The sequence below is a fragment of the Variovorax sp. 05T418 genome (genome assembly GCF_056396385.1).
This window is the reverse complement of sequence record NZ_JBFTLJ010000003.1, coordinates 430,413-456,103: the sequence shown is the minus strand read 5'-3', so window position 1 is coordinate 456,103 and position 25,691 is coordinate 430,413. Positions and strand designations below refer to the sequence as shown.

The following is a 25,691-nucleotide window of genomic DNA, read 5'->3' as shown; positions in this document are numbered from 1 at the left end:
ATCCTTCATTCCTCACAGGCCCACCACCATGAAACTCCTGCGCCATCTTGCGAGCACATTGCTCCTTGCCTGCCTGCCGCTCGCCGCCGCCGCACAGGCGGGCAGCTTTCCGGACAAGCCGATCCGCATCGTCGTGCCGTTCCCGCCGGGCGGCGCCACCGATGCGGCGGCGCGCCTGGTCGCCGTGAAGATGGGCGAGCACTGGGGCCAGCCGGTGGTGGTCGACAACCGCGCGGGCGCGGGCGGCAACGTCGGCTCCGACCTCGTCGCCAAGGCGCCGGCCGACGGCTACACGCTGGTGATGGGCGTGACCGGCTCGCATGCGATCAACACCTCGCTCTACAGCAGGATGCCCTACGACCCGGTGGCCGACTTCGTCGCCATCAGCCAGGTGGCGGTGGTGCCCAACGTGCTGGTGGTGCACCCCTCGGTGCCCGCGAAGAACCTGGCCGAGCTCGTGGCGCTCGCGAAGAAGGAGCCCGGCAAGCTCAACTACGCCTCGCTCGGCAACGGCACGGCCGCGCACCTGGGCATGGAAATGCTCAAGTCCGAGGCCGGCGTCGACATCACGCACGTGCCCTACAAGGGCAGCGCGCCGGCGGTGTCCGACCTGCTCGCGGGCCAGGTGCAGATGATGGTCGACGGCCTGCCTTCGGCGCTGCCGCACGTCAAGGCCGGCAAGCTGCGCGCCATCGCGCTCACCAGCCTGCACCGCGCGCCCTCGCTGCCCGGCTTGCCGACCATCGCAGAGACCTATCCGGGCTTCTACGCCGATGCATGGTCGGGCCTGTTCGCGCCCAAGGGCACGCCGCAGCCCGTGGTGGACAAGCTCTCGGCCGAGGTGCAGCGCATCCTGAAGCTGTCCGACGTGCGCGAGAAGCTGATGGCTCTGGGCGCCGAGCCCGTCGGCTCCACCCAGGCGGAATTCGCCGCGCACGTGAAGAGCGAGATCGACAAATGGGCCAAGGTGGTGAAAACCAGTGGCGCGAAAGTGGACTGAACATGAACGACACCCTCGACCCCGTCACGCTCGCCGTGCTGCGCGGCCGCCTCGAACAGGTGGCCGACGAGATGGACGCGACGCTCTACCGCAGCGCGTTCAATCCCATCATTGCCGAGGCGCACGACGCCTGCCACGGCCTGTACGACGCCACCACCGGCGACACGCTGGTGCAGGGCAAGTCGGGCCTGCCGGTGTTCGTGGGCGCCATGGCCTTCGCGGTGCGCGCCACGGCGAAGGCGGCCGCGCCGCGCGGCGGCATGAAGGACGGCGACATCTGGATCAGCAACGACGCCTACGACGGCGGCACGCACGCCAACGACTTCAAGCTGGTCAAGCCCTTCTTCCGCAACGGCAAGCTGTATTGCTACATGGCCTCGGCCGCGCACTGGCACGACGTCGGCGGCGCGGTGCCCGGCAACTACAACCCGGCCGCCACCGAGTGCTGGCAGGAGGCGGTGCAGATTCCGCCGGTGCGCATCGTGCAGGGCGGCGTGCTCGATGCCGACGTGCTCGCCATCCTGCAGGCCAACACGCGCCTGCCCGACAGCCTCTGGGGCGACCTCAACGGCCAGCTCGCCGCGCTGGAGCTCGGCGCCAAGCGCCTGCACGGCCTGCTCGACGAATACGGCGACGGCCTGGTGCTGAATGCGCTCGGCGAGCTGCGCGGCCGCGCGCTGCGCCTCATGCGCGCGCACATCGCCTCGCTGCCCGACGGCCGCTACAGCTTCGAGGACGTGCTCGACAACGACGGCATCGTCAACCAGCCGCTCGCCATCGCGCTCGACATGACGGTGGCCGGCGACCGGCTCACGCTCGACTTCTCGCGCACCTCGCCGCAATGCGCGGGCCCGGTGAACATCTCGCGCGCCACGGCGGTCGCGGCCTGCTATGTCGCGCTCAAGCACCTGTTTCCCGACGTGCCCGCGAACGCCGGCGTGCTCGACGCGGTCGACTTCGTGATTCCCGACAAGCTGGTGATCAGCGCCGAGCGCCCGCGCCCGGTCGGCGGCTATACCGAAACCATCCTGCGCATGATCGACGTGATCTTCAGCGCCGCCGCGCAGGCCGACCCCACGCGCGCCGTGGCGCAGGCCTACGGCACCATCAACGCGCTGTCGATCGCCGGCCACCGCAGCGACAAGGGCCGCGAAGGCCAGCGCTGGGTGATGTTCAGCTTCTTCGGCGGCGGGCACGGCGGCCATTCGGGCGGCGATGGCCTTTCGCATGGCAACGCGCCGATCTCGACCGCGACGATCCCGCCGCTCGAGATCCTCGAGGCCGCGTACCCCGTGCGCTTCACCGAATGGTCGCTGCGCGCCGACTCGGGCGGCGACGGCCGGCACCGCGGCGGCCTCGGCGCCGTCTACGAGATCGAACTGCTCGAGAAGGACGCCGAGGTGTTCGTCTTCGGCGAGCGCGGCACCTCGCCGCCCAAGGGCATTGCGGGCGGCGGCCCGGGCGCCCTCAACGTGTTCCGCTACGAGAACGCGGGCGAGTGGCACACGCCACCCATGGTGTCGAAGATGCGCGGCATCCAGCTCGCGCGCGGCGAGCGCGTGCGGCTCGAAACGCCCGGCGGCGGCGGCTGGGGCCGTGCCGGCGAGCGGCCCACTTCGCAGTGCGAAGCCGATGCCGCCATGGGCTACGTCACGGCCGCTAGCGGCAAGAAAGCATCCGAATGAGCTCCACCAGCAAATCCCTGGTCGTCGGCGTCGATGTCGGCGGCACCTTCACCGACCTGTTCGTGCTCGACGAGGCCAACGGCAGCGCGCGCATCGTCAAGGTGCCCTCCACGCGCGGCGAGGAAGCGCGCGGCTTCATGAACGGCGTGGCGCGCGTGGCCGATTCGGCCGCGGCCATCGCCACCATCGTGCACGGCACCACCGTCGGCACCAACGCGCTGCTCGAACGCAAGGTGGCGCGCACCGGCATCATCACCACGCGCGGCTTTCGCGACGTGCTCGAGATGCGCCGCCGCGACCGGCCCCAGACCTGGGGCCTGCGCGGCAGCTTCGTGCCCGTGGTGCCGCGCGACCTGCGCCGCGAAGTCGACGAGCGCGTGCTGGCCGACGGCACGCTGCACACGCCGGTCGACCTGGACCAGGTGCGCGCCGAAGCGCGCTCGCTGCTCGAGGCGGGCTGCGAAGCGGTGTGCGTGTTCTTCATCAACACCTACGCCAACCCCGAGAACGAACGGCTCGCCGTGGCGGCCGTGCGCGAGCTCTGGCCCAACCCGCACGTCACCTCGGCCAGCGAGGTGCTGCCCGAGATCCGCGAGTTCGAGCGCTGCTCGACCGCCACGCTCAATGCGGCGCTGCAGCCGGTCGTCGGCAGCTACCTCGGCCGCCTCGAAGCCGACCTGCGCGCGCAGGGCTTCGCGGGCGAACTGCTGGTGGTGCAGAGCAACGGCGGCGTGATGTCGCGCCAGACCGCGAGCGACCTGCCGGTGCGCACCGCGCTCTCGGGCCCGGCGGCCGGCGTGATCGCCTGCGCGGCCATTGCACGCGCGGCGGGTTTCCCGAACGCGATCACCGGCGACATGGGCGGCACCTCGTTCGACGTGTCGCTGGTGGCCAACGGCGAGGCCGCGCTGGCGGCGCAGACCGCCATCGAGTTCGGCATGGTGATCCGCTCGCCGATGATCCAGATCGAGACCATCGGCGCCGGCGGCGGCTCCATCGCTTCCGTGGATGCGAGCGGCATGCTGCAGGTCGGCCCCGAGTCGGCCGGCAGCGTGCCGGGACCGGCGTGCTACGGGCGCGGCAACATGAGGCCGACCGTGACCGATGCGAACGTGCTGCTGGGCCGCATCGCCGCCGACCGCCCGCTGGGCGGCGGGCTGCTCGCGGCGCTGGATGCAGAGAAGTCCCGGCAGGCCATCGAGGAGCACGTCGCGCGCCCGCTCGGTCTCGACGTGCATGCCGCGGCCGAAGCGATTCTTACCGTAGCCAATGCGCGCATGGCGGGCGCGATCCGCCTCGTGTCGATCGAGCGCGGGCACGATCCGCGCCGCTTCGCCTACATGCCCTTCGGCGGCGGCGGCGCGCTGCATGTGTGCGCGATGATGCGCGAGGTGGGCGTGGCCACCGGCATCGTGCCGCGCTATCCCGGCGTGACCTCCGCCCTCGGCTGCGTGATGGCCGACATGCGGCACGACGCGGTGCAGACCCTCAACAGGCCGCTCGCCGAACTCGACGTGGCCGACCTGCAGCGCCGCATCGACGAACTCTCGGCGGCCTGCCAGCAGCGCCTCGACTCCTCGGGCGTGCGCTTCGACGAAGTGCGCGAGGTGATCGCGCTCGACATGCTCTATGCGGGCCAGACGCACACGCTGCCCGTGGTGCTGGCCGATGCGGGCAGGGCGCCGATCACCGGGCAATCCATTCGCGCCGCGTTCGAAGCCAGTTACAGCGCCGCCTTCGGCCGCGTGCTCGACGGCATCCCCATCCGCGTGATGAACCTGCGCTATGCGCGCATCGGCGTGCGTCCCAAGTTCGACCTGAAGGTGCTCGCGCCCGAAGGGCAGGGCAGCACCGCGCCGCTGGGCACGCAGCGCGTGTTCCACCACGGCCGGTGGCACGAGGCCGTGCGCCATGCACGGCTCGAACTGCCGGTGGCCGCGCGCATCGAGGGGCCTGCGATCCTCGAGCAGGCCGACACCACCGTGTGGCTCGAACCCGGCTTCCACGCCGAGGTCGATGCGCACGGCAACCTGCTGGTGAGGCTGTCATGAGCGCGGAAACCAAGCCTGTGGCAGCGAAGACGGCGCTGGTCATCATCGACCTGCAGAACGATTTTCTCGACCGCAACGGCGCCTATGCGCGCGGCGGCGACACCAACCCGCCCGCGCTGCTGCTGCCGGCGCGCGTGGCCGCGGTGGCGCGCGCGCTCAAGGCCGCGGGCGGCCTCGTGGCCGCCAGCCAGTTCACGCTGTGGCCCGACGCGGCCGGCGAGCCGATGGTGTCGCCGCACCTGAAGGCGCTGCGCCCCTACCTGAAGAAGGGCGACTTCGCGCCCGGCAGCTGGGGCCAGGTGAACGTCGATGCGCTGGCCGGGCTGGTCGACGTGGCGGTCAGCAAGGTCGCGTATTCGGCCTTCTTCAACACCCAGCTCGACTGGGTGCTGCGCCGCGCGGGCATCGACACCGTGGCCGTGTGCGGCATCGTGACCAACGGCGGCGTGGCCAGCACGGTGCGCGATGCCCACATGCGCGACTACCGGACGCTGGTGCTGGCCGACGGCTGCGCGGCCTTCGGAGAGGAACGCCACCAGACCTCGCTGGCCGACATGCGCAACGTGGCCGAGGTGACCGACTGCGCGGCCTTCATCGCATCGCTCGCATGACGGGAAACCCTTCGCGGCGTATCCGCCGCGCAGCGCAGGTCGAGGCCGAGGTGCACGTGCCGGTGGCCATCGTCGGCGGCGGCGCCTGCGGGCTCACGGCCGCGCTGATGCTGTCCGATGCGGGCGTCGACTGCGTGGTGCTCGAACGCGACGCGCTGCCGAGCGGCTCGACCGCGCTGTCCTCGGGATTCATCCCCGCGCCCGGCACGCGCACGCAGCGGGCGCATGGCGTGCAGGGCGACAGTGCCGAGCGCTTTGCCGCCGACATCCAGGCCAAGGCCCACGGCCGTGCGGCGCCTGCGCTGGTCGAGGCCTACGCGGCTTCCATCGGCCCGGCGCTCGATGCGCTGCAGGAGCGGCATGGGCTGCAGTGGATGCTGCTCGACGGCTTTCTCTATCCGGGCCACAGCGTGCATCGAATGCACGCGTTGGCGCAGAAGACCGGCGCGTCGCTGATGGCGGCGCTGCAGGCGGCCGCAGCGGCAGCGGGCATTCCGGTGCTGACCCAGGCGCTGGTCGACACGCTGGTGCTCGACGCCGAAGACAGCGTGATCGGCATCGACTACCTGCGGCCCGATGGCAGCCGAGAAACGCTGGGCTGCGGCGCACTGCTGCTCGCATGCAACGGCTTCGGCGGCAATTCGGAAATGGTGCGCACGCTGCTGCCCGAGATGGCCGAAGCCAGCTTCGGCGGCCACGCCGGCAACGACGGCAGCGCGATCCTCTGGGGCGAGGCACTGGGCGCGCGGCTTCGCGACCTTGGCGGCTACCAGGGCCACGGCTCGTGGGTCACGCCGCAAGGTGCGCTGATGTCGTGGGCCGTGATGATGGAAGGCGGCGTGCAGCTCAACCGCGAGGGCCGGCGCTTCCATGACGAGACAGAGGGCTACTCGGAAGCCGCCGTGCACGTGCTCGCACAGCCGGGCGGCATGGCATGGAATGTGTTCGACGCGCCGCTGCTTGCACTGGCGCGGGGCTTTCCCGACTTCTGCGAGGCCGAAGCGGCAGGTGCGTTGCGCCGCTGCGAATCGGTGGCTGCGCTGGCGGAATGCATCGGCTGCGAGCCTTCCGTGCTGCAAGCCACGCTCGACGCCATGCGCGCCGGCACGCCACCGCCCGACGGCCGTGTGTTCGCACGCGCACTCCAGGCGCCGTACTTCGCAGTGAAGGTCACAGGCGCGTTGTTCCACACCCAGGGCGGCCTCGACACCGCGCCCGACATGCGCGTGCTGCGACACGACGGCACGCCCTTCGCCAACCTGTTCGCCGCCGGTGGCGCGGCGGGCGGCGTTTCGGGCGATGCGGTCTGGGGCTATCTTTCCGGCAACGGCCTGCTGAGCGCGGTGGCCGGCGGCTATATCGCGGCGCATACGGCTGCCGCACTGATCCCATCGACGAAAGCGTCCAGATGACGAATCCTTCCTTCAAGACCCGGCTCGCGCGCAAGGACATCGTGCTCGCGCCCGGCGTGTACGACGCGCTCAGCGCGCTCGTGGCCGAGCAGGCCGGCTTCGAGGCGCTGTACCTCTCGGGCGCCTCCATCGCCTACACGCGCCTGGGCCGCTCCGACATCGGCCTCACCACCTTCACCGAGGTCGAGGACACGCTGGCGCGCATCACCGAACGCGTGCGCCTGCCCGTGATCGTCGATGCCGACACCGGCTTCGGCAACGCGCTCAATACGCAGCGCACCGTGCGCGGCTTCGAGCGCGCGGGCGCGGCCATGGTGCAGATCGAGGACCAGACCTTTCCCAAGCGCTGCGGCCACCTCGACGGCAAGGCCGTGGTGCCCGCGCGCGAGATGGTCGGCAAGCTCAAGGCCGCGCTGGACGCGCGCGCGTCGAGCGACACGCTGATCCTCGCGCGCACCGATGCGGTGGCGGTCGAAGGGCTCGAGGCCGCGCTCGACCGCGCCGAGGCGTACCTGGCCTGCGGCGTCGATGCGCTCTTCATCGAGGCGCTGCGCTCGCCCGAGCAGATGGATGCCGCCTGCCGGCGCTTCGGCGACCGCGTGCCGCTGCTCGCCAACATGGTCGAAGGCGGCAAGACGCCGATCCAGGATGCCGATGCGCTGCAGGCCCACGGCTTTCGCATTGCGATCTTTCCGGGCGGCACCGCGCGCGCCGTGGTGCACACGCTGCAGGGCTACTACGCGAGCCTGCACCGGCACCGCACCACACAGCCGTGGCGGCCGCAGATGCTGGACTTCGACGCGCTCAACGAGGTGATTGGCACGCCGGAGCTGATGCGCACCGGCCAGAAGTACGACTGACCTGCCGCCTCAACGCAGCACGCGGACCAGCTCGTCGTACACCAGCCGCACGCGCGCCGGCACCGGCGCACGCTGCGGGCGGTAGACGTGGATCGGCCAGGGCTCGGGCGCCTCGGCCTCCAGCACGGGCAGCATCGCGCCTGTGCGCAGCCACGGTTCCGCCAGCGGTCCGATCAATTGCCCGAAGCCCACGCCTGCGAGCACGGCGGCGCATTCGGCATCGATGCTGTCCGTCACGAAGGCGGGCGAGGACACCGTCACCACCCGCCGCCTGCTGAAGGCCCATGGCCAGGGGCGGCCCGAGCTGCGGTCGATCAGCGCGGTGAGCGGCAGCGCCGCCAGCGCATCGAGGCTTTGCGGCCGGCCCACTCTTTCGATGAGCGCCGGCGCCGCCACCACATGCAGCGCCATCTTGCCGACGGCGCGCGCCACGAAGCGCGCATCGCGCATCGGCCCCACGCGCACGCCGATGTCGATCTGCTCGTCGACCACGTCGGCATGCTGCTCCGACAGGCGCAGGTCGAGCACCAGCCCGGGGTGCGCCGCCAGCAGCGGCGCCAGCGCCTGCGGGATGAGCCGGGCGTACACGTGCGGCGCCGTGACCCGCACCGTGCCCGCATGCTGCGACAGCGTGCGCCGGTCGATCTGGTGGAACAGCTCGTCGACGCTGCCCACCGCCACGCGGGCGCGCTCGGCCAGCTGCCGGCCGAAGTCGGTGAGCTGCACGCCGCGCGTGCTGCGGTGGAACAGCGGCTCGCCCAGTTCTTCTTCCAGCTCGCGAACCGCGCGCGTCACGACCTGCGGCGAGACGGACAGGCGCGCGGCGGCCTCGCGGAAGTTGGCGGCAGCGGCGGCGGTGCAGAACACGCGCAGGGCTTCAAGACGGTTGGCCATGGTGGTGCTTTCAAGAGGCGGTGTGTTCCAGCTTGGGGAATTCTGAACTCGCAAGAGTTTCATTTACGGGAATGCACGGATTTTCCACACTGCATGCACTTCTTCTTCCACACACCCGAAAGGAATTCCCATGGCATCCGTTCAAGACAACATCCAAGGCAAGGTCGCCATCGTCACCGGCGCGAGCAGCGGGCTCGGCGAATCGACCGCGCGCCACCTGGCCGCGCGCGGCGCCAAGGTGGTGCTCGCGGCGCGCCGCACCGATCGCCTGGACAAGGTGGTCGCCGAGATCCGCGAGGCCGGCGGCGAGGCCATTGCCGTGGCCACCGACGTGGCGAAGCGCGCCGATCTCGACAAGCTCGCGGCCGCCACCGTCGAGGCCTTCGGCCGCATCGACGTGCTGGTCAACAACGCGGGCGTGATGCCGCTGTCGCCACTGGACAAGCTCAAGGTCGACGAGTGGGACCGCACCATCGACGTCAACATCAAGGGCGTGCTCTACGGCATTGCCGCGGTGCTGCCGCGCATGCAGGCCCAAGGCAGCGGCCACATCGTCAACGTGGCGTCGATCGCGGGGCTCAAGGTGTTCACGCCGATCGGCACGGTCTACAGCGCAACCAAGCATGCGGTGCGCGCGATCTCCGAAGGGCTGCGCGTCGAAATGGGCAACAGCGGCGTGCGCGTGACCATCGTCTCGCCCGGCGCGGTGGAGTCGGAGCTGAAGTTCGGCAGCACCGACGCCGAGAGCGCGGCCGGCGTTAAGGCGTTCTACGAGGCCAACCAGATTCCCGCCGATTCGGTGGCGCGCGCCGTGGTCTATGCCGTGGAGCAGCCGGCGGACGTCGACATCAACGAGGTGGTGCTGCGGCCGGTCTCGCAGGAGTTCTGATCCGGGGAGGGGCGGGGCATGGCGGCCCCGCTTCCCGCCCATTAACCTTCAACCGTGGAAGGTCATTGACAGCCAAAAGTGCAAAGCCCCTGCAAAATAGAACGACCGTTCGTTTTATTCCGGAGCTTCCACGATGCCTGTCAATGCCGTTCCCGCCAAGCCGGTCCGCGCTGCCCAGAAGGGCCAGCAGACCAAGGCCGTGATCGTCGACGCCGCGCTGGCGCTGGCGGCGCAGATCGGGCTCGAGGGCCTGTCGATCGGCGCGGTGGCCGAGCTCACCAAGATGAGCAAGTCGGGCGTGTTCGCCCATTTCGGCTCGCGCGAGGAACTGCAGATTTCCGTGGTGCGCGAGTATCACGCACGTTTCGAGCAGGAAGTGTTTTTTCCCGCGCTCGAGGCGCCGCGCGGCCTGCCGCGCCTGCGCGCCATGTTCGCCAACTGGATGAAGCGCACCTCGGCCGAGATCGACTCGGGCTGCATCTACATCAGCGGCGCTTCCGAATTCGACGACCGTCCGGGCCCGGTGCGCGATGCGCTGGTGGAGTCGGTCAGCATCTGGCAGGCGGCCGTGCTGCGCGCGATCGTGCAGGCCAAGAGCGAAGGCCATCTGCGCGCCGACGCCGACGAGCGGCAGCTGGCCTTCGAGATCCACGGCCTGATCCTCGCGCTGCACTACGAAGCGCGTTTCCTGCAGGTGCCGGGCTCGATCGGCCGCGCGAATGTCGGCTTCGACAACATCCTTGCGCGCAGCGCCACGCCCGATGCGCCGCCCGCCGAAGCCGCGGCATCGGCCAAGCCCGCCGCCTCCCGCCGGCTCAAGCCGGTGCGCTGAGCGGCCCCTTTTTTCCTTTCTTTTTTTCCCCTTTCAGTTTTCGACCAGGAGAGTCCCGGATGCCCAGCTACAACCCACCCGTACGCGACATGCAGTTCGTGCTGCACGAAGTGCTCAACGTCGCCGACGAACTCAAGGCGCTTCCGGCCCATGCCGAGACCGATGCCGACACCATCAACGCGGTGATCGAGGAGGCCGGCAAGTTTGCCGCCGAGGTGACCTTCCCGCTCAACATCAGCGGCGACGAAGAGGGCTGCACGCTCGACAAGGCCACGCATGAAGTCAAGACGCCCAAGGGCTTCAAGGACGCCTACGCCAAGTACGTCGAAGGCGGCTGGCCCGCGCTGTCGTGCGACCCGGCCTTCGGCGGCCAGGGCCTGCCCTTCGTGGTGAACCAGTGCCTGTTCGAGATGCTCAACAGCGCCAACCAGGCCTGGACCATGTACCCGGGCCTCTCGCACGGCGCCTACGAAGCGCTGGTGGCCCACGGCACCGAAGAACAGAAGAAGACCTACCTGCCCAAGCTCACGAGCGGCGAATGGACCGGCACCATGTGCCTGACCGAGCCGCACTGCGGCACCGACCTGGGCCTCTTGCGCACCAAGGCCGAGCCGCAGGCCGACGGCAGCTACCGCATCACCGGCAACAAGATCTTCATCTCGGCCGGCGAGCACGACATGGCCGACAACATCATCCACCTGGTGCTGGCCCGGCTGCCCGATGCGCCCAAGGGCAGCAAGGGCATCAGCCTGTTCGTGGTGCCCAAGTACAAGGTCAAGGCCGACGGCTCGCTCGGCGAGCGCAACCCGATCTTCTGCGCGGGCCTCGAGCACAAGATGGGCATTCACGGCAACGCCACCGCGCAGATCGTGATCGAAGGCGCCACCGGCTCGCTGGTGGGCGAGCCCAACAAGGGCCTGCAGGCCATGTTCGTGATGATGAACGCCGCGCGCCTGGGCGTGGGCAACCAGTCGCTCGGCCTGACCGAGGTGGCCTACCAGAATGCGCTGGCCTACGCCAAGGACCGCATCCAGATGCGCTCGCTCTCGGGCGTGAAGGCCAAGGACAAGGAAGCCGACCCCATCATCGTGCACCCCGACGTGCGCAAGATGCTGCTCACCGCCAAGGCCTACGCCGAAGGCGGCCGCGCGCTGCAGATCTTCTGCACGATGCTGCTCGACAAGGAACACCACCACCCGGACGAGAAGGTGCGCAAGGACTCGGGCGAACTGGTGGCGCTGCTCACGCCCATCGTCAAGGCCTTCATCACCGACAACGGCCACATCGCGACCAACGCCTGCATGCAGGTGTTCGGCGGCCACGGCTTCATCAAGGAATGGGGCATGGAGCAGTTCGTGCGGGACAACCGCATCAACATGATCTACGAGGGCACCAACACCATCCAGTCGCTGGACCTCTTGGGCCGCAAGGTGCTGGGCAACAACGGCGCGTCGCTCAAGAAGTTCGGCAAGCTGGTTGCCAAGCTGGTGGAGGAAGAAGGCGTGAACGAGAAGATGGCCGAGTTCATCAACCCGATCGCGGGCCTGGGCGACCAGCTCACCAAGTTCACGACCGAGATCGGCTTCAAGGGTTTCCAGAACCCCGACGAAGTGGGCGCCGCCGCGGTCGACTACCTGCGCGTGGCCGGCCACTTCGTGTTCGGCTACCTGTTCGCGCGCATGGCGCAGGTCGCGCTGCGCCAGATCGCGTCGGGCAACACCGATCCGTTCTACGTTGCCAAGCTGCAGACCGCGCGCTTCTACTTCGCCAAGCTGTTCCCCGAGACCGCGACGCTGATGCGCACTGCACGCGCCGGCAGCAAGGTGCTGATGGACACCGACGCGGCGCTGGCCTGAGGCCGTCGTCCCTTCTTCTCATCGTCCGACCGGGAGCCGTTCATGAAATCGACGCTTGCAGCCATCGTTCTTGCCGCCACATCCTTCACGGCCATGGCCCAGAACACGCCCGTGGGCCTGTGGCGCAACGTCGACGACAAGACCGGCGAAGCCAAGGCCGAGATCCGCATCGGCGAAGCGAACGGCGCGCTCATCGGCCGCATCGAGAAGTCGCTCAAGAAGGACGGCAAGCCCGATGCGATCTGCGATGAATGCAGCGACGACCGCAAGGGCAAGCCCATCACCGGGCTCGACATCATCCGCGGCGGCAAGAAGGCCGAAGGCAAGGACGTCTGGGAAGGCGGAAAGATCCTCGATCCCGAGAACGGCAAGGAATACCGCGCGAGCTTCACGCCGATTGAAGGCGGCAAGAAGCTCGAAGTGCGTGGCTACCTTGGGCCTTTCTGGCGTACCCAAACCTGGAACCGCGTGCAGTAACGCTGCGTGCAACTCATCCAAGAAATACCAATCAACATGTCCCGATTCCAAGTGAAGAAAGTCGCCGTGCTCGGCGCCGGCGTGATGGGCGCGCAGATTGCGGCCCACCTCGTCAATGTGCGCGTGCCTGTGGTGCTGTTCGATCTGGCTGCAAAAGACGCGACCGGAGCTGTCGCTCAAGGTGCAGCGAAGAACGGCATCGTCTCGCGCGCGATCGAGAACCTCAAGAAGCTCAAGCCCGCGCCGCTCGGCGACGTGGCCGATGCGGTGCTCATCGAGCAGGCCAACTACGAAGACGACCTCGCCAAGCTCGGTGAGTGCGACCTCGTCATCGAAGCCATTGCCGAGCGCATGGACTGGAAGCTCGACCTGTACAAGAAGATCGCGCCGCACGTCGCCAAGCATTCGATCCTGGCCTCGAACACCTCGGGTCTGTCGATCACCAAGCTCAGCGAGGCGCTGCCTGAAGCGCTGAAGCCGCGTTTCTGCGGCATTCACTTCTTCAACCCGCCGCGCTACATGTTCCTGGTGGAGCTGATCAACACGCCCACCACCGAGCCGCAGGTGCTCGACGACCTCGAGGCCTTCGTCACCAGCACGCTCGGCAAGGGCGTGGTGCGCGCGCACGACACGCCCAACTTCATCGCCAACCGCGTCGGCATCGCCGGCATGCTGGCCACGCTGAAGGAGGTCGAGAAGTTCGGCCTCACGGCCGACGTGGTGGACGATCTCACGGGCAAGAAGCTCGGCCGCGCGAGCTCGGGCACCTTCCGCACGGCCGACGTGGTGGGCCTGGACACCATGGCCCATGTCGTGAAGACGCTGCAGGACAACCTGAACGCCGAGACCGATCCGTTCTACGCCAACTTTTCGACGCCGCCGGTGCTCGCCAAGCTGCTCGAACTCGGCAACCTCGGCCAGAAGACCAAGGCCGGCTTCTTCAAGAAGGTGGGCCGCGACATCCTGCGCTTCGACCTGCAGAGCGGCGAGTACGTGCCCGCCGGCGCGAAGGCCGACGAGGTGTACGGCCGCATGCTCAAGAAACCCGCGGGCGAACGCCTGAAGCTCCTGCGCGAGAGCGAAGGGCCGCAGGGGCAGTTCCTCTGGGCCATCCTGCGCGACGGCTTCCACTACGCCGCGGTGCACCTGGCCGACATTGCCGAGAGCGCGCGCGACATCGACCTTGCGATGCGCTGGGGCTTCGGCATGAAGCAGGGCCCGTTCGAGCTGTGGCAGGAAGCCGGCTGGGCGCAGGTCGCCAAGTGGGTGCAGGAAGACATCGACGCCGGCAAGGCGCTGAGCAGCGCACCGCTGCCCAAGTGGGTGTTCGAAGGCCCGGTCGCGCAGGCCGGCGGCGTGCACACGACCGAAGGCTCGTGGAGCGCCTCGCAGAACACCTTCGTGCCGCAGCGCAGGCTGCCGGTGCATGAGCGCCAGCTGTTCCCCGAAAGCGTGCTCGGTGCGAACGCGGCCGATGCCAACACCGCGGGCACGACGATCAGCGACGAGGGCGATGTGCGCGTGTGGACGCTCGACGGCGAAGTGCTCATCGCGAGCATCCATTCGAAGATGCACGCGATCAGCCCCGACGTGGCTGAAGCGCTGGGTGCCGCGGTCGAGCTCGCAGAGGCTGAATACAAGGGCCTGGTGATCTGGTCGCCCGACGAGATGTTCTCGGTCGGCGCCGACCTGCAGGCGATGCTGCCGGCCTTCGTGGTCGCGGGCATCGGCGCGGTCGAAGGCGCGGAAGAAGAGCTGCAGAACGTGATGCTCAAGATCCGCTACGCGAGCGTGCCGGTGGTCTCCGCCGTGCGCGGCATGGCGCTGGGCGGCGGCTGCGAGCTGGCCGTGTATTCGTCGAAGCGCGTGGCGGCGATGGAGAGCTACGTCGGCCTGGTCGAAGTGGGCGTGGGCCTGATCCCCGGCGCGGGCGGCCTGACCTACATTGCGCGCCGCGCGGCCGAGAACGCATCGGCCTCCACAGGCACCGACCTGCTGCCCTTCCTGACCGAAGGCTTCACGGCCGCCGCGATGGCCAAGGTGGGCACCGGCGCGCTCGATTCGAAGAAGCTCGGCTACCTGCTCGACAGCGACGTGATCGTGCCGAACAAGGACGAGCTGCTCTACGTGGCGCTGCAGCAGGCCAGGGCCATGGCCGACGCCGGCTACCGGGCGCCGCTGCGCCGCACCTTCCGCGTGGCGGGCCGAAGCGGCGCCGCGACCATCAAGGGCCAGCTCGTGAACATGCGCGACGGCGGCTTCATCAGCGCGCACGATTTCCACATCGCGAGCCTGATCGCGCACGTGGTGACCGGCGGCGACGTGGACGCAGGCTCGCTCGTGACCGAGGAATACCTGATGGCGCTGGAACGCAAGGCGTTCTGCTCGCTGATCGTGCACCCGAAGACGCAGGAGCGGATCATGGGGATGCTGAGCACGGGGAAGCCGGTGCGCAACTGACCTGCATTTCTCCTTCCCCCTCCGGGGGAAGGCAGGGATGGGGGCCACCTCCAACCAAGCACGATGCGAAATCAGTCCACGCCCAACGCTCGCGCAAACGCGCAGGTGCTTCGCCGCGAGATGACCGATTCGGAGCGAAAGCTCTGGGGTGGACTGCGCGCTGAGCAGCTGGGCGTGAAATTTCGGCGCCAGCATCCGCTGGGCAATTACATCGCTGATTTCGCGTGCCTTGCGCCCAAGCTGATCGTCGAACTCGACGGATCGCAGCATCAGCTGCAGCAAGGCTATGACGCGCGGCGCGACGCATTCTTCCGCGCGCAGGGTTTCGATGTGCTGCGCTTTGCATCGAACGATCCGTTCACCAATCTTGATGGGGTTCGCCAGGCGATTGCCAACCGGCTTGCCGAATTGACGCCGCCGGCCCCCATCCCAACCTTCCCCCGGCGGGGGAAGGAGCAAGAAAATCCAGGAGCTTCTTCATGAGCAGCAAACAAGTCCAAGACGCCTACATCGTCTCCGCCACTCGCACCCCCATCGGCAAGTCGCACCGCGGCTACTTCCGCAACTACCGGCCCGACGGCCTGCTCGCGACCACGCTCAAGGCAGCGCTTGCCGCAGTGCCTGGCCTGGACCCCAAGGCCATCGAGGACATCATCTGCGGCTGCGCGATTCCCGAATCGCAGCAGGGGCTGAATGTCGCGCGCATCGGCGCGGTGCTTGCGGGCCTGCCGACCAGCATCGGCGGCATCACCGTGAACCGCTTCTGCGCATCGGGCCTGTCGGCCGTGCAGATGGCGGCGGACCGCATCCGCGTGGGCGAGGCCGACGTGATGATCGCGGCGGGCGTCGAGAGCATGAGCATGGTGCCGATGATGGGCAACTCGCCGTCGCTGTCGCCTTCCATCTTCGAGCGCGAAGGCGATGTCGGCATTGCCTACGGCATGGGCCTCACGGCCGAGAAGGTCGCGCAGCAGTGGAAGGTGAGCCGCGAGGCGCAGGACGAATTCGCGCTCGCCTCGCACCAGAAGGCGCTGGCCGCGCAGAAGGCCGGCAAGTTCGCCGACGAAATCACGCCGATCGAGGTGACCGACCGCACGCCGGACCTCGCCACCGGCGAATCGATCGCGAAGACCCGCACCGTGAACCTCGACGAAGGCGCGCGGCCCGACACCAGCCTCGAAGGCCTGGCCAAGCTGCGCACCGTGTTCGCCGCGCGCGGTACCGTCACGGCCGGCAACAGCTCGCAGACTTCCGACGGCGCGGGCGCGCTGATCCTCGCGAGCGAGAAGGCCGTGAAGCAGTACGGCCTCACGCCGCTCGCGCGCTTCGTGAGCTTTGCAAGCAAGGGCGTGCCGCCGCACATCATGGGCATCGGCCCGATCGAGGCCATTCCGGCTGCGCTGCGCTATGCGGGCCTCAAGCGCGAGGACATCGACTGGTTCGAGCTCAACGAAGCCTTCGCCGCGCAGTCGCTCGCGGTGATCAACACGCTGGGGCTCGACCCGAGCAAGGTCAACCCGATGGGCGGCGCCATTGCGCTCGGCCATCCGCTCGGCGCGACGGGGGCGATCCGCGCGGCCACGGTGGTGCATGCGCTGCGGCGCGAGAACCTGAAGTACGGCATGGTCACGATGTGCGTGGGGATGGGGCAGGGCGCCGCGGGCATCTTCGAACGCGTCTAGCGGCGGCTACTGCGCGGGCGATCTGCGGCGTTGCGGGGCCCGTCGGGAAATCCTCACGACCCTGAAGGTCGCTCCGGTTTCCCGCCACCCGCGCCTTGCATCTCATCCCGCTCGCTACGCCGGCAAGGTTGCAGTCGATGATTCAAGAAAACGCAGGAGACAACTTCATGCAGACGCAGCAGATCCCGGTCGACAACGGCGTGCAACTGGCGGTTCGCCGCTACGAGCCCGCCGGCGCAGCGCGCGCCAGCATCGTGATCGGCGGCGCGATGGGCGTGCGCCAGTCGTTCTACGAACCCTTCGCGCAGTGGCTCGCGCAGCAGGGCCTGCGCGTGTGGACCTTCGACTACCGCGGCTCGGGCGATTCGCGCAACGGCGCCTCGCTGCGTGGCTTCGAGGCCGACCTGTTCGACTGGGCGCGCGACTATGAAGCGGTGATCGACGCCGCCAAGGCCGCGCTGCCCGAACAGCCGCTCTATCTTCTCGGCCACAGCCTCGGCGCACAGCTGCCGGGCTTCCTTCAGCGGCCCGGGCAGGTCGACGGCCTCGTCAGCATTGCGGCCGGCAGCGGCTACTGGCGTGAGAACGCGCCGAAGCTCAAGCGCGGCATCCTCTACTTCTGGTTCGTGCTCGTGCCGTTGGCCACGCGGCTGTGCGGCTACTTTCCGGGCCGCCGGCTGAAGAAAGTGGGCGACCTGCCGCGCGGCGTGATCCTGCAGTGGCGGCGCTGGTGCCTGCACCCGCGCTACAGCGTGGGCGCCGAGGGCGATCTGGCGCTGCAGAGCTACGGGCGCGTGCGCTTTCCGGTGCTCGCGCTGTCCATCACCGACGACGAGCTCATGACGCTCGCCGGCACCGAAAGCCTGTTGAGCTTCTATGCCGGCGCGCCGCGCGCCATGGAGCGCATTGCACCGGCCGACGTGCAGGCACGGCGCATCGGGCACTTCGGCTTCTTCCGCGAACAGTTCAGCCAGAGCCTGTGGCCGAGCACGGTCGACAAGCTGCACCGGCTGGCCGCGCTTACCGCAGTGCAGCAAGCCGGCGTCCCGCACACGACTGCGTGACGCCATCCACCGGAGGCACACTGCAATCATCATGAGCATGCAACACCCCTTCGACAAGGCCCTGGCCCTGCAGCACAGCGACATCCGCGTGGGCCACTTCACCGGCGCCACGAGCCCGGACTACTGGAACATGGTCGGCCCCTTCGGCGGCGCCACCGCGGCCATTGCGCTGCAGTCGGTGATGCAGCATCCGGATGTGCTGGGCACGCCGATCGCGCTGACCGTCAACTTTGCGGCCGCGCTGGAAGCCGGCGCATTCGACGTGCAGGCCACCGCGGTGCGCACCAACCGCTCGACCCAGCACTGGACGGTGCAGATCACGCAGCCTGGTGCCAGCGGTGCGCCGAACATGACCACCACCGCCACCGTGGTGACGGCCGCGCGCCGCGAGACCTGGGGCCAGAGCGACCTGCCGATGCCCGAGGCGCCCAGGCCCGAGACGGTCGAGCGCCTGAGCGTCGGCCCGTCCGGCGTGGCCTGGCTCGACCAGTACGAGATGCGCCTGTTCAGCGGCAGCATTCCTTCGAAGTGGGACGAGAGCCTGCATCACAGCGAAAGCCGGCTCTGGCTGCGCGACGCGCAGGCGCGGCCGCTGGACTTTGCCTCGCTGGCCGCGATGAGCGACGTGTTCTATCCGCGCGTCTGGCTGCGCCGCGCCAGGCATGTGCCGGCCGGCACGGTGTCGATCACCACGTATTTCCATGCCGGCCCGGCGCAGCTGGCCGAGGTCGGCACGGGCTACCTCCTGGGCCGCGCGGTGGGGCAGCAGTTCTTCAACGGCTTCTTCGACCAGAAGGCGCATCTGTGGAGCGAGCAGGGCGTGCTGCTCGCCACCTCGAACCAGATCGTCTACTACAAGGAATGAATATGACCCCCACGTTCGGCACTTCGTGTCCTCTCTGCCCCCCGAGGGGGCGCTCGCTTGCTTGGGGCGGCCCGGCGCGGCGCTCGTGACCATGGCACTCACCAAGGCCGCACTCATCGTCGGCGCCGGCGACGCCACCGGCGGCGCCATTGCCCGCCGTTTTGCGCGCGAGGGCTATGCCGCCTGCGTCACGCGCCGCAGCCTCGACAAGCTGCAGCCGCTGGTCGCGCAGATCGAGGCCGCGGGCGGCCGCGCCCATGCCTTTGCGTGCGATGCGCGCAAGGAAGAGGAAGTGGTGGCGCTCGTCGAGCAGATCGAATCGACGATCGGGCCGATCGAGGTGATGGTGTTCAACATCGGCGCCAACGTGCCCGAGAGCATCCTGGCCGAGACGGCGCGCAAGTATTTCAAGGTGTGGGAGATGGCCTGCTTCTCGGGCTTTCTGAACGGGCGCGAGGTGGCCAGGCGCATGGTGGCGCGCGAGATGCCGAAGAGCGGGCACCGCGGCACGATCATCTTCACGGGCGCCACGGCGTCGCTGCGCGGCGCGGCCAACTTCGGCGCGTTCTCGGGCGCGAAGATGGCGCTGCGCGCGCTGGCCCAGTCGATGGCGCGCGAACTCGGGCCAGAAGGCATTCACGTCGCGCACGTGGTGGTCGACGGCGCTATCGACACCGAGTTCATCCGCAGCAACTTCCCCGAGCGCTATGCGCTGAAGCAGAGCGACGGCATCCTGAACCCCGAGCACATCGCCGACAGCTACTGGATGCTGCACTCGCAGCCGCGCGACGCCTGGACGCACGAGCTCGATCTGCGGCCTTGGTCGGAGAAGTTCTGAGATGATTTCGGGCGCTTCGATTCATCGAGTTGGATGTCGTTCAGGGCGCGCTCCCGCCGACGGGGTACCTTGCGGAGGGGAGTACCCGGTGATCTGTGCACACGCCCTGAACAAGAGCACCTCATAAGGAGACACCGATGACAAAAACAGTCGAGTTCTATTTCGACTTCGGCAGCCCCGCCGCCTACCTCGCCGCCACGCAGCTGCCGCACGTCTGCGCCGACACCGGCGCCGAGCTGGTGTGGAAGCCCATGCTGCTGGGCGGCGTGTTCCAGGCCACCGGCAACCGGTCGCCGGCCGAGGTCGTGCCCAAGGCGCCGTACATGACCATCGACCTGCAGCGCTTTGCCAAACGCTACGGCGTGCCCTTCGTGCACAACCCGCACTTTCCCATCAACACGCTGCTGCTGATGCGCGGCGCGACAGGCCTCCAGATGAGGGAGCCGGCACGCTTTGGCGCATATGTCGGTGCCGTCTTCCACGCGATGTGGGTCGAGCCGAAGAACATGAACGACCCCGCCACCGTCGGCGCCGTGCTTCAGAATGCGGGCTTCGACGCCACCGCCTTGCTCGCGCTGGCCGGCACGCAGGAAGTGAAGGACCGCCTGAAGGCCGTCACGCAGGAAGCGGTGGCGCGCGGCGTGTTCGGCGCGCCCACCATGTTCGTCGGCGACCAGATGTTCTGGGGCCAGGACCGCCTCGATTTCGTGCGGGAAGCCCTCGACGCCTGACCGCTGCGCCACCCTCCAGGCAAACAAACAGACAAACCGTTTTATCCAAGGACCATTCCCATGAGCGACATCCTCGTCCACACCGAAGCCGGTGTGATGACCCTCACCTTCAACCGCGTCGACAAGAAGAACTCCATCACCGGCAGCATGTACGGCGAACTCGCCGACGCACTGGCCGCGGCCGAGGGCGATGCGGCAGTGCGCTGCGTGCTGATCCAGGGCGACCCCACCATCTTCAGCGCGGGCAACGACATCGGCGACTTCCTCAACGCGCCGCCGGCCGGCAAGGATTCGCCGGTGTTCCGCTTTTTGCGCGGCATCGCGGCCTTTCCCAAGCCCATCGTGGCGGCGGTCTGCGGCCCGGCCGTGGGCATCGGCACCACGATGCTGTTCCACTGCGACCTGGTCTACGCGGGCGACAACGCGGCGTTCTCGATGCCCTTCGTGAACCTGGGCCTGTGCCCCGAGGCGGCGTCGAGCCTGCTGGTGCCGCAGATGCTGGGCTACCACCGCGCAGCCGAGGCGCTGCTGCTGGGCGAGCCCTTCATGGCCGAGGCCGCGCTCGAAGTGGGCCTGGTCAACCGCATCGTGCCGCCGACCGAAGCCAATGCCATCGCGCAGGTGCAGGCCCGCAAGCTCGCGGCCAAGCCGCTGAGCGCGCTGGTCGAGACCAAGCGGCTGTTGAAGAAGGCGCAGATGCCGGCCGTGCTCGAACGCATGGACGAAGAAGGCGCGAGCTTCGGCCGCATGCTGCGCGAACCCGCCGCGCGCGAGGCTTTCGGCGCCTTCATGGAGAAGCGCAAGCCCGATTTCTCCAAAGTCTGAGCGCGTTTCCACGCTTGCCGGCCCACGGCGCATGCGTACACTGCTGCCGTGCAAATTTTCGAGACACGATCGTCGGCAACGCCCACCCAGCGTGCGAATGATGCTACTGAAAAAGTAGCAATCGGCACCACGCGCAGGCGTACTTTAGGCCTGCTCGCGGGGACCCTGGCCGCGCCTTCGCTGGCCCTGGCCCGCGTGCGGCCGCTGCGCATCGGCGTCATCGGTTCCTGGTCGGGCCCTTATGCCGCGGGCGGACGCCAGTTCGATGCCGGCATGTCGGTCTGGCTCGCGGCCCACAACCAGCGCATCGCGGGGCGCCCGGTCGAACTGCTGCGCCGCGACGTGCCCGGCAGCGTGCCCGAGCAGGCGCGCCGCCATGCGCAGGACCTGGTGGAGAGCGAGCGTGTCGACCTGCTCGCGGGGCTGGACTTCAGCTCCAACGCCTACGCCGTCGGCGCCGTGGCCACGCAGGCCAAGGTGCCGCTGCTGGTGATGAATGCGGCTTCCTCGGGCATCACGGCGCGCTGCCCGTTCGCGGTGCGCGTGTCCTTCACCATCGCGCAGGTCACGATGCCGCTGGCGCGCTGGGCGATCCAGCAGGGGCTGCGCGATGTCTGCACCGTGGTGGCCGACTATGCCTCGGGCGTCGATGCCGAAAGCGCCTTCGTCTCGGCCGTCACCGCCGGCGGCGGCCGCATCGGCGCGATGCTGCGCGTGCCGCTCAACACCCTGGACTATTCGGCCTACATGCTGCGGCTGCGCGAGCTCAGGCCGCAGGCGGTGTTCTTCTTCCTGCCTTCGGGCCAGATGCCCGCCACCTTCCTCAAGTTCTGGCGCGACCGCGGCATGGCCGACACCGGCATCCGCCTGCTCGCGACCGGCGACGCCACCGACGACCACTACCTCGAAGGCATCGGCGAGCTGGCCGAGGGCCTCGTGACCAGCCACCACTATTCGTTTGCCCACGAGTCGGCGGCCAACCGCCGCTTCACGGCCGCCTTCGAGACCGAGTACGGCAGCCACCTGCGGCCCGGCTATTTCGCGGTGGCGGCGCACGATGCGCTCGCGGCGGCCGACGCCGCGATGAGCGCGCCGGCCATGCGCGGCAGCGCAGGCGCAGAGCAGCTGGTGGACGCCTTCCGGGGCCTGCGGCTCGAGAGCCCGCGCGGCCCGATCGAGATCGACGCCCACACGCGCGACATCGTGCAGGCCGTCTACATCCGCCGCACCGAGCGGCTCGACGGGCGCTGGATCAACCGCGAGTTCGAACGCTTCGAACGGGTGCGCGAGCCGGCGCTGTGAGCGCACTCAGGGTTGCTGCTCGATCGGCCGCGGCCGGCCGTTGTCGTCGATGGCCACGTAGGTGAAGGTGGCCTGCGTCACCTTGATGTATTCGCCCTGGGCGCGGAAGCGCTCGGCAAAGACCTCGACCGTGACCGTGACCGAGGTGCGGCCGATGCGCACCAGCTTCGAATAGAACGAGAGGATGTCGCCCAGCCGCACCGGCTGCTTGAAGATGAATTCGTTGACCGCCACCGTGGCCTGGCGGCCCTTGGCGTAGCGCGCCGGAATGACCGAGCCGGCCAGGTCGCACTGCGCCATGACCCAGCCGCCGAAGATGTCGCCGTTGGCGTTGCAGTCCGCGGGCATCGGAATGACCTTGAGCACCAGCTCCATGTCGGTGGGCAGGCTCTTGAGGGTCGCGGCGGCGGCGGTGCTGGAAATATCGGACATGGGCACAATCTGGACAAACTAAGCAACCACGATTGTCCCTCATGCGCCGCAGCGGCGAAGCCCTACCTCCTCCCCCCCACAGCGCCACCGGCCATGCGCCGGCGCGCAGCGACCGCTCCGACTGGGCGACGCTGCGCCGCCTTTTCCCCTATCTCTGGCAGTACAAGTGGCGGGTGATCGCCGCGCTCGGCTTCATGGTGGGCGCCAAGGTGGCCAACGTGGGCGTGCCGGTGCTGCTCAAGAACCTGATCGACACGATGACGCCCAGGCCGGACATGGCGCAGGCGCTGCTGATCGTGCCCATCGGGCTCCTGCTGGCCTACGGGCTGCTGCGCTTTTCGACCGCGCTCTTCGGCGAGCTGCGCGAGCTGATCTTCGCCAAGGCCACCGAGGGCACGGCGCGGCAGATCGCGCTGGAGGTGTTCGGCCACCTGCATTCGCTGAGCCTGCGCTTCCACCTGGAGCGCCAGACCGGCGGCATGACGCGCGACATCGAGCGCGGCACGCGCGGCGTGCATTCGCTCATCTCGATGTCGCTCTACAGCATCGTGCCCACCATCATCGAGCTGGCGCTGGTGCTCACCATCCTGGGCGTGAAGTTCGATTCGCTGTTCGTCTGGATCACGGGCGCGGCGCTGGTGCTCTACATCACCTTCACGGTCACCGTGACCGAGTGGCGCACCCAGTTCCGCAAGACCATGAACGAGCTCGACTCCATGGCCCAGAGCCGCGCGGTCGATTCGCTCCTGAACTACGAAACCGTCAAGTACTTCAACAACGAGGAGTTCGAGGCCAGGCGCTACGACGCCAGCCTGGACCGCTACCGCAAGGCCGCCATCAAGAGCCAGCGCACGCTGAGCATGCTCAACACCGGCCAGCAGCTGATCATCGCGACCAGCCTGGTGCTGATGCTCTGGCGCGCCACCTCGGGCGTGGTCGAAGGGCGCATGACGCTGGGCGACCTCGTGATGGTCAACGCCTTCATGATCCAGCTCTACATTCCGCTCAACTTCCTGGGCGTGATCTACCGCGAGATCAAGCAGAGCCTGACCGACCTGGACAAGATGTTCGTGCTGATGGAAAAGGAGCGCGAAGTGCGCGACGCGCCGGGCGCGCAGCCGCTGTCTTTGCTCCCTCTCCCTCGGGGAGAGGGCAGGGGTGAGGGCGGCGGCGTCGACTCCACCATCCGCTTCGAGGACGTGAGCTTCGCCTACGAGCCCGACCGGCCGATCCTCAAGCACGTGAGCTTCGAGATCCCGGCCGGCAAGACCGTGGCCGTGGTCGGCCCTTCGGGCTCGGGCAAGTCGACGCTCGCGCGGCTGCTCTACCGCTTCTACGACGTGCAGCAGGGCCGCATCACCATCGGCGGGCAGGACATCCGCGAAGTGCAGCAGTCCAGCGTGCGCCGCGCGATCGGCATCGTGCCGCAGGACACGGTGCTGTTCAACGACACGGTCGAATACAACATCGCCTACGGCCGCCCCGGCGCCACGCGCGAAGAGGTGGAAGGCGCGGCCCGCGCCGCGCGCATCCACGACTTCATCGCCGCCACGCCCAGGGGCTATGAAACCACCGTGGGCGAGCGCGGCCTCAAGCTGTCGGGCGGGGAAAAGCAGCGCGTGGCCATTGCGCGCACGCTGCTGAAGAACCCGCCGATCGTGATCTTCGACGAGGCCACCTCGGCGCTCGATTCGGCCAACGAGCGCGCCATCCAGTCGGAGCTCAGGAGCGCCGCGCAGGACAAGACCACGCTGGTGATCGCGCACCGCCTCTCGACGGTGGTCGATGCGCACGAGATCTTGGTGCTCGAGGCGGGCGTGATCGTCGAACGCGGCACGCATGCCGAGCTGCTTGCGAAGCAGGGCCGTTATGCGCAGATGTGGGCTTTGCAAAAGAGCGAAGCCACGCCGCTGATGTAGCCCGATCATTCTTTTTTACATCGATCCAGGAGTTCAGACGTGTCGACCAAGATTCCCCTGCTGGTGCTCAACAGCCTTTCGAGCGCCCACCAGGCCCAGATTGCCGAGGTCTATGACATGACCTATGCCTTCGACCCCGCCGCGCGCGCCGCCGCGATTGCCGAGCACGGCAAGAAATTCCGCGCGGTGCTGACCATCGGCGTGATCGGCATCACGCCCGAAGAAATTGCGGCCATGCCGGCGCTCGAGCTGATCTGCTGCCTGGGCGCGGGCTACGAAGGCGTGCCGCTCGAAGTGACGCGTGCGCGCGGCATTGCCACCGCCAATGGCGCCGGCACCAACGACGACTGCGTGGCCGACCATGCCTTCGGCCTCTTGATCGGCATCGTGCGCGAGTTCCGCAAGCTCGACCGGCTGTGCCGCGAAGGCGTGTGGCGCGAAGCCATTCCGCAGCCGCCGAACGTGTCGGGCAAGAAGCTCGGCATCCTGGGGCTCGGCACCATCGGCCAGAAGATCGCGAAGCGCGCGGCCGCCTTCGACATGGAGATCGGCTATCACAACCGCAAGCCGCGCGAAGGTGCGGTGCACCGCTACTTCGGCGACCTGAAGTCGCTCGCGGCCTGGGCCGATTTCCTGGTGCTGGCCGCGCCGGGCGGGCCGGCCACGCGCCATCTCGTGAATGCCGAGGTGCTCGATGCGCTCGGGCCGCAGGGCTACCTGGTCAGCATCGGGCGCGGCAGCGTGGTCGATACCGAGGCGCTGGCGGCGGCGCTGCGCGAGCACCGCATTGCCGGGGCCGGCCTCGATGTGTACGAAAGCGAGCCGAAGCGGCCCGAACCGCTCGTCGGCCTGGACAACGTGCTGCTGACGCCGCACATGGCGGGCTGGTCGCCCGAGGCCACGCAGAAGTCGGTCGACCATTTTCTTGCGAATGCCGAAGGGCACTTCGCGGGGCGCGGCGTGTTGACGCCGGTCTGAAGTCTTCTTGCTCCTTCCCCCGCCGGGG

Annotated in this window: 23 protein-coding genes; 21 read left to right on the top strand and 2 right to left on the bottom strand. The window is 68.5% G+C overall.

Going from position 1 to position 25,691, the window contains the following annotated elements; all coding sequences use genetic code 11:
- Nucleotides 1-28: 28 nt before the first annotated feature.
- From AC1DMS_RS08115 to AC1DMS_RS08090, 6 genes are read left to right on the top strand one after another with little or no spacing between them, the layout of a single operon-like run.
- Complete coding sequence (locus AC1DMS_RS08115; protein WP_018903720.1) at nt 29-1,000, top strand: tripartite tricarboxylate transporter substrate binding protein; 972 nt, start codon at nt 29-31, stop codon at nt 998-1,000.
- 2 nt (nt 1,001-1,002) lie between these two features.
- Nucleotides 1,003-2,685 (top strand): hydantoinase B/oxoprolinase family protein, encoded by a 1,683-nt coding sequence (locus AC1DMS_RS08110; protein WP_018903719.1) that lies wholly within the window; start codon nt 1,003-1,005, stop codon nt 2,683-2,685.
- Entirely contained in the window at nt 2,682-4,736 is a 2,055-nt protein-coding gene (locus AC1DMS_RS08105; RefSeq protein ID WP_018903718.1) for a hydantoinase/oxoprolinase family protein, read from the top strand. The genes AC1DMS_RS08110 and AC1DMS_RS08105 overlap by 4 nt, the downstream gene beginning before the upstream one ends.
- Nucleotides 4,733-5,347 carry a cysteine hydrolase family protein gene (locus AC1DMS_RS08100; RefSeq protein ID WP_018903717.1) on the top strand — a complete coding sequence of 205 codons (615 nt, stop codon included), beginning with the start codon at nt 4,733-4,735 and terminating at the stop codon, nt 5,345-5,347. Before AC1DMS_RS08105 ends, AC1DMS_RS08100 begins: the two co-directional genes overlap by 4 nt.
- On the top strand, nt 5,344-6,759 hold the full coding sequence (locus AC1DMS_RS08095) for an FAD-dependent oxidoreductase (protein WP_018903716.1): 1,416 nt from the start codon (nt 5,344-5,346) through the stop codon (nt 6,757-6,759). The genes AC1DMS_RS08100 and AC1DMS_RS08095 overlap by 4 nt, the downstream gene beginning before the upstream one ends.
- The gene (locus AC1DMS_RS08090; RefSeq protein ID WP_018903715.1) at nt 6,756-7,619 is read left to right on the top strand and encodes an isocitrate lyase/PEP mutase family protein; all 864 of its coding nucleotides are present in this window, start codon (nt 6,756-6,758) and stop codon (nt 7,617-7,619) included. The genes AC1DMS_RS08095 and AC1DMS_RS08090 overlap by 4 nt, the downstream gene beginning before the upstream one ends.
- Nucleotides 7,620-7,628: 9 nt before the next feature.
- On the opposite strand, the gene AC1DMS_RS08085 is transcribed toward AC1DMS_RS08090, so the two are convergent.
- The gene (locus tag AC1DMS_RS08085) at nt 7,629-8,513 is read right to left on the bottom strand and encodes a LysR family transcriptional regulator (RefSeq protein WP_018903714.1); all 885 of its coding nucleotides are present in this window, start codon (nt 8,511-8,513) and stop codon (nt 7,629-7,631) included.
- Between the two features lie 130 nt (nt 8,514-8,643).
- Here AC1DMS_RS08085 and AC1DMS_RS08080 point away from each other — a divergent pair, with 130 nt between their 5' ends.
- The 13 genes from AC1DMS_RS08080 (at nt 8,644) to AC1DMS_RS08020 (ending at nt 22,334) form a co-directional block, all read left to right on the top strand.
- The gene (locus tag AC1DMS_RS08080; protein ID WP_018903713.1) at nt 8,644-9,402 is read left to right on the top strand and encodes an SDR family oxidoreductase; all 759 of its coding nucleotides are present in this window, start codon (nt 8,644-8,646) and stop codon (nt 9,400-9,402) included.
- Nucleotides 9,403-9,535: 133 nt separating this feature from the next.
- A complete protein-coding gene (locus tag AC1DMS_RS08075) occupies nt 9,536-10,234 on the top strand; it encodes a TetR/AcrR family transcriptional regulator (protein ID WP_018903712.1) in 699 nt (232 codons plus the stop codon).
- A 59-nt stretch (nt 10,235-10,293) separates the two neighbouring features.
- Nucleotides 10,294-12,090, top strand: a complete 1,797-nt coding sequence (locus tag AC1DMS_RS08070; protein ID WP_369664209.1) for an acyl-CoA dehydrogenase C-terminal domain-containing protein — start codon at nt 10,294-10,296, stop codon at nt 12,088-12,090.
- A 42-nt stretch (nt 12,091-12,132) separates the two neighbouring features.
- The gene (locus tag AC1DMS_RS08065) at nt 12,133-12,567 is read left to right on the top strand and encodes a DUF2147 domain-containing protein (protein ID WP_018903710.1); all 435 of its coding nucleotides are present in this window, start codon (nt 12,133-12,135) and stop codon (nt 12,565-12,567) included.
- Nucleotides 12,568-12,603: 36 nt separating this feature from the next.
- On the top strand, nt 12,604-15,027 hold the full coding sequence (locus AC1DMS_RS08060) for a 3-hydroxyacyl-CoA dehydrogenase/enoyl-CoA hydratase family protein (protein ID WP_018903709.1): 2,424 nt from the start codon (nt 12,604-12,606) through the stop codon (nt 15,025-15,027).
- Between the two features lie 63 nt (nt 15,028-15,090).
- Nucleotides 15,091-15,510, top strand: coding sequence for an endonuclease domain-containing protein (locus tag AC1DMS_RS08055; protein ID WP_012745966.1), 420 nt, complete (start codon nt 15,091-15,093; stop codon nt 15,508-15,510).
- Nucleotides 15,507-16,709, top strand: coding sequence for an acetyl-CoA C-acyltransferase (locus AC1DMS_RS08050; RefSeq protein ID WP_018903708.1), 1,203 nt, complete (start codon nt 15,507-15,509; stop codon nt 16,707-16,709). The genes AC1DMS_RS08055 and AC1DMS_RS08050 overlap by 4 nt, the downstream gene beginning before the upstream one ends.
- A gap of 167 nt (nt 16,710-16,876) precedes the next feature.
- Nucleotides 16,877-17,773: an alpha/beta hydrolase family protein gene (locus AC1DMS_RS08045; protein WP_018903707.1), complete on the top strand. Its 897-nt coding sequence runs from the start codon at nt 16,877-16,879 to the stop codon at nt 17,771-17,773.
- Between the two features lie 31 nt (nt 17,774-17,804).
- Nucleotides 17,805-18,638, top strand: coding sequence for an acyl-CoA thioesterase (locus AC1DMS_RS08040; protein ID WP_012745969.1), 834 nt, complete (start codon nt 17,805-17,807; stop codon nt 18,636-18,638).
- Nucleotides 18,639-18,729: 91 nt separating this feature from the next.
- Nucleotides 18,730-19,476 carry an SDR family oxidoreductase gene (locus AC1DMS_RS08035; protein ID WP_174545055.1) on the top strand — a complete coding sequence of 249 codons (747 nt, stop codon included), beginning with the start codon at nt 18,730-18,732 and terminating at the stop codon, nt 19,474-19,476.
- 137 nt (nt 19,477-19,613) lie between these two features.
- Complete coding sequence (locus tag AC1DMS_RS08030; RefSeq protein WP_018903705.1) at nt 19,614-20,207, top strand: 2-hydroxychromene-2-carboxylate isomerase; 594 nt, start codon at nt 19,614-19,616, stop codon at nt 20,205-20,207.
- Nucleotides 20,208-20,267: 60 nt separating this feature from the next.
- On the top strand, nt 20,268-21,032 hold the full coding sequence (locus AC1DMS_RS08025) for an enoyl-CoA hydratase (RefSeq protein ID WP_012745973.1): 765 nt from the start codon (nt 20,268-20,270) through the stop codon (nt 21,030-21,032).
- 195 nt (nt 21,033-21,227) lie between these two features.
- Nucleotides 21,228-22,334 (top strand): ABC transporter substrate-binding protein, encoded by a 1,107-nt coding sequence (locus tag AC1DMS_RS08020; RefSeq protein ID WP_018903704.1) that lies wholly within the window; start codon nt 21,228-21,230, stop codon nt 22,332-22,334.
- A gap of 6 nt (nt 22,335-22,340) precedes the next feature.
- On the opposite strand, the gene AC1DMS_RS08015 is transcribed toward AC1DMS_RS08020, so the two are convergent.
- Nucleotides 22,341-22,766 (bottom strand): acyl-CoA thioesterase, encoded by a 426-nt coding sequence (locus AC1DMS_RS08015; protein WP_012745975.1) that lies wholly within the window; start codon nt 22,764-22,766, stop codon nt 22,341-22,343.
- 41 nt (nt 22,767-22,807) lie between these two features.
- On the opposite strand from AC1DMS_RS08015, the gene AC1DMS_RS08010 reads away from it, so the two are divergent.
- Both AC1DMS_RS08010 and AC1DMS_RS08005 read left to right on the top strand, forming a co-directional pair.
- The gene (locus AC1DMS_RS08010; protein WP_018903702.1) at nt 22,808-24,685 is read left to right on the top strand and encodes an ABCB family ABC transporter ATP-binding protein/permease; all 1,878 of its coding nucleotides are present in this window, start codon (nt 22,808-22,810) and stop codon (nt 24,683-24,685) included.
- 39 nt (nt 24,686-24,724) lie between these two features.
- The gene (locus tag AC1DMS_RS08005; protein ID WP_018903701.1) at nt 24,725-25,663 is read left to right on the top strand and encodes a 2-hydroxyacid dehydrogenase; all 939 of its coding nucleotides are present in this window, start codon (nt 24,725-24,727) and stop codon (nt 25,661-25,663) included.
- The last annotated feature ends 28 nt before the right edge of the window (nt 25,664-25,691 follow it).

Coding starts and splice junctions, on each gene's coding strand:
- AC1DMS_RS08115 (WP_018903720.1), top strand. CDS start 29: ATGAAACTCCTGCGCCATCTTGCGAGCACATTGCTCCTTGCCTGCCTG.
- AC1DMS_RS08110 (WP_018903719.1), top strand. CDS start 1,003: ATGAACGACACCCTCGACCCCGTCACGCTCGCCGTGCTGCGCGGCCGC.
- AC1DMS_RS08105 (WP_018903718.1), top strand. CDS start 2,682: ATGAGCTCCACCAGCAAATCCCTGGTCGTCGGCGTCGATGTCGGCGGC.
- AC1DMS_RS08100 (WP_018903717.1), top strand. CDS start 4,733: ATGAGCGCGGAAACCAAGCCTGTGGCAGCGAAGACGGCGCTGGTCATC.
- AC1DMS_RS08095 (WP_018903716.1), top strand. CDS start 5,344: ATGACGGGAAACCCTTCGCGGCGTATCCGCCGCGCAGCGCAGGTCGAG.
- AC1DMS_RS08090 (WP_018903715.1), top strand. CDS start 6,756: ATGACGAATCCTTCCTTCAAGACCCGGCTCGCGCGCAAGGACATCGTG.
- AC1DMS_RS08085 (WP_018903714.1), bottom strand. CDS start 8,513: ATGGCCAACCGTCTTGAAGCCCTGCGCGTGTTCTGCACCGCCGCCGCT.
- AC1DMS_RS08080 (WP_018903713.1), top strand. CDS start 8,644: ATGGCATCCGTTCAAGACAACATCCAAGGCAAGGTCGCCATCGTCACC.
- AC1DMS_RS08075 (WP_018903712.1), top strand. CDS start 9,536: ATGCCTGTCAATGCCGTTCCCGCCAAGCCGGTCCGCGCTGCCCAGAAG.
- AC1DMS_RS08070 (WP_369664209.1), top strand. CDS start 10,294: ATGCCCAGCTACAACCCACCCGTACGCGACATGCAGTTCGTGCTGCAC.
- AC1DMS_RS08065 (WP_018903710.1), top strand. CDS start 12,133: ATGAAATCGACGCTTGCAGCCATCGTTCTTGCCGCCACATCCTTCACG.
- AC1DMS_RS08060 (WP_018903709.1), top strand. CDS start 12,604: ATGTCCCGATTCCAAGTGAAGAAAGTCGCCGTGCTCGGCGCCGGCGTG.
- AC1DMS_RS08055 (WP_012745966.1), top strand. CDS start 15,091: ATGCGAAATCAGTCCACGCCCAACGCTCGCGCAAACGCGCAGGTGCTT.
- AC1DMS_RS08050 (WP_018903708.1), top strand. CDS start 15,507: ATGAGCAGCAAACAAGTCCAAGACGCCTACATCGTCTCCGCCACTCGC.
- AC1DMS_RS08045 (WP_018903707.1), top strand. CDS start 16,877: ATGCAGACGCAGCAGATCCCGGTCGACAACGGCGTGCAACTGGCGGTT.
- AC1DMS_RS08040 (WP_012745969.1), top strand. CDS start 17,805: ATGAGCATGCAACACCCCTTCGACAAGGCCCTGGCCCTGCAGCACAGC.
- AC1DMS_RS08035 (WP_174545055.1), top strand. CDS start 18,730: ATGGCACTCACCAAGGCCGCACTCATCGTCGGCGCCGGCGACGCCACC.
- AC1DMS_RS08030 (WP_018903705.1), top strand. CDS start 19,614: ATGACAAAAACAGTCGAGTTCTATTTCGACTTCGGCAGCCCCGCCGCC.
- AC1DMS_RS08025 (WP_012745973.1), top strand. CDS start 20,268: ATGAGCGACATCCTCGTCCACACCGAAGCCGGTGTGATGACCCTCACC.
- AC1DMS_RS08015 (WP_012745975.1), bottom strand. CDS start 22,766: ATGTCCGATATTTCCAGCACCGCCGCCGCCGCGACCCTCAAGAGCCTG.
- AC1DMS_RS08010 (WP_018903702.1), top strand. CDS start 22,808: ATGCGCCGCAGCGGCGAAGCCCTACCTCCTCCCCCCCACAGCGCCACC.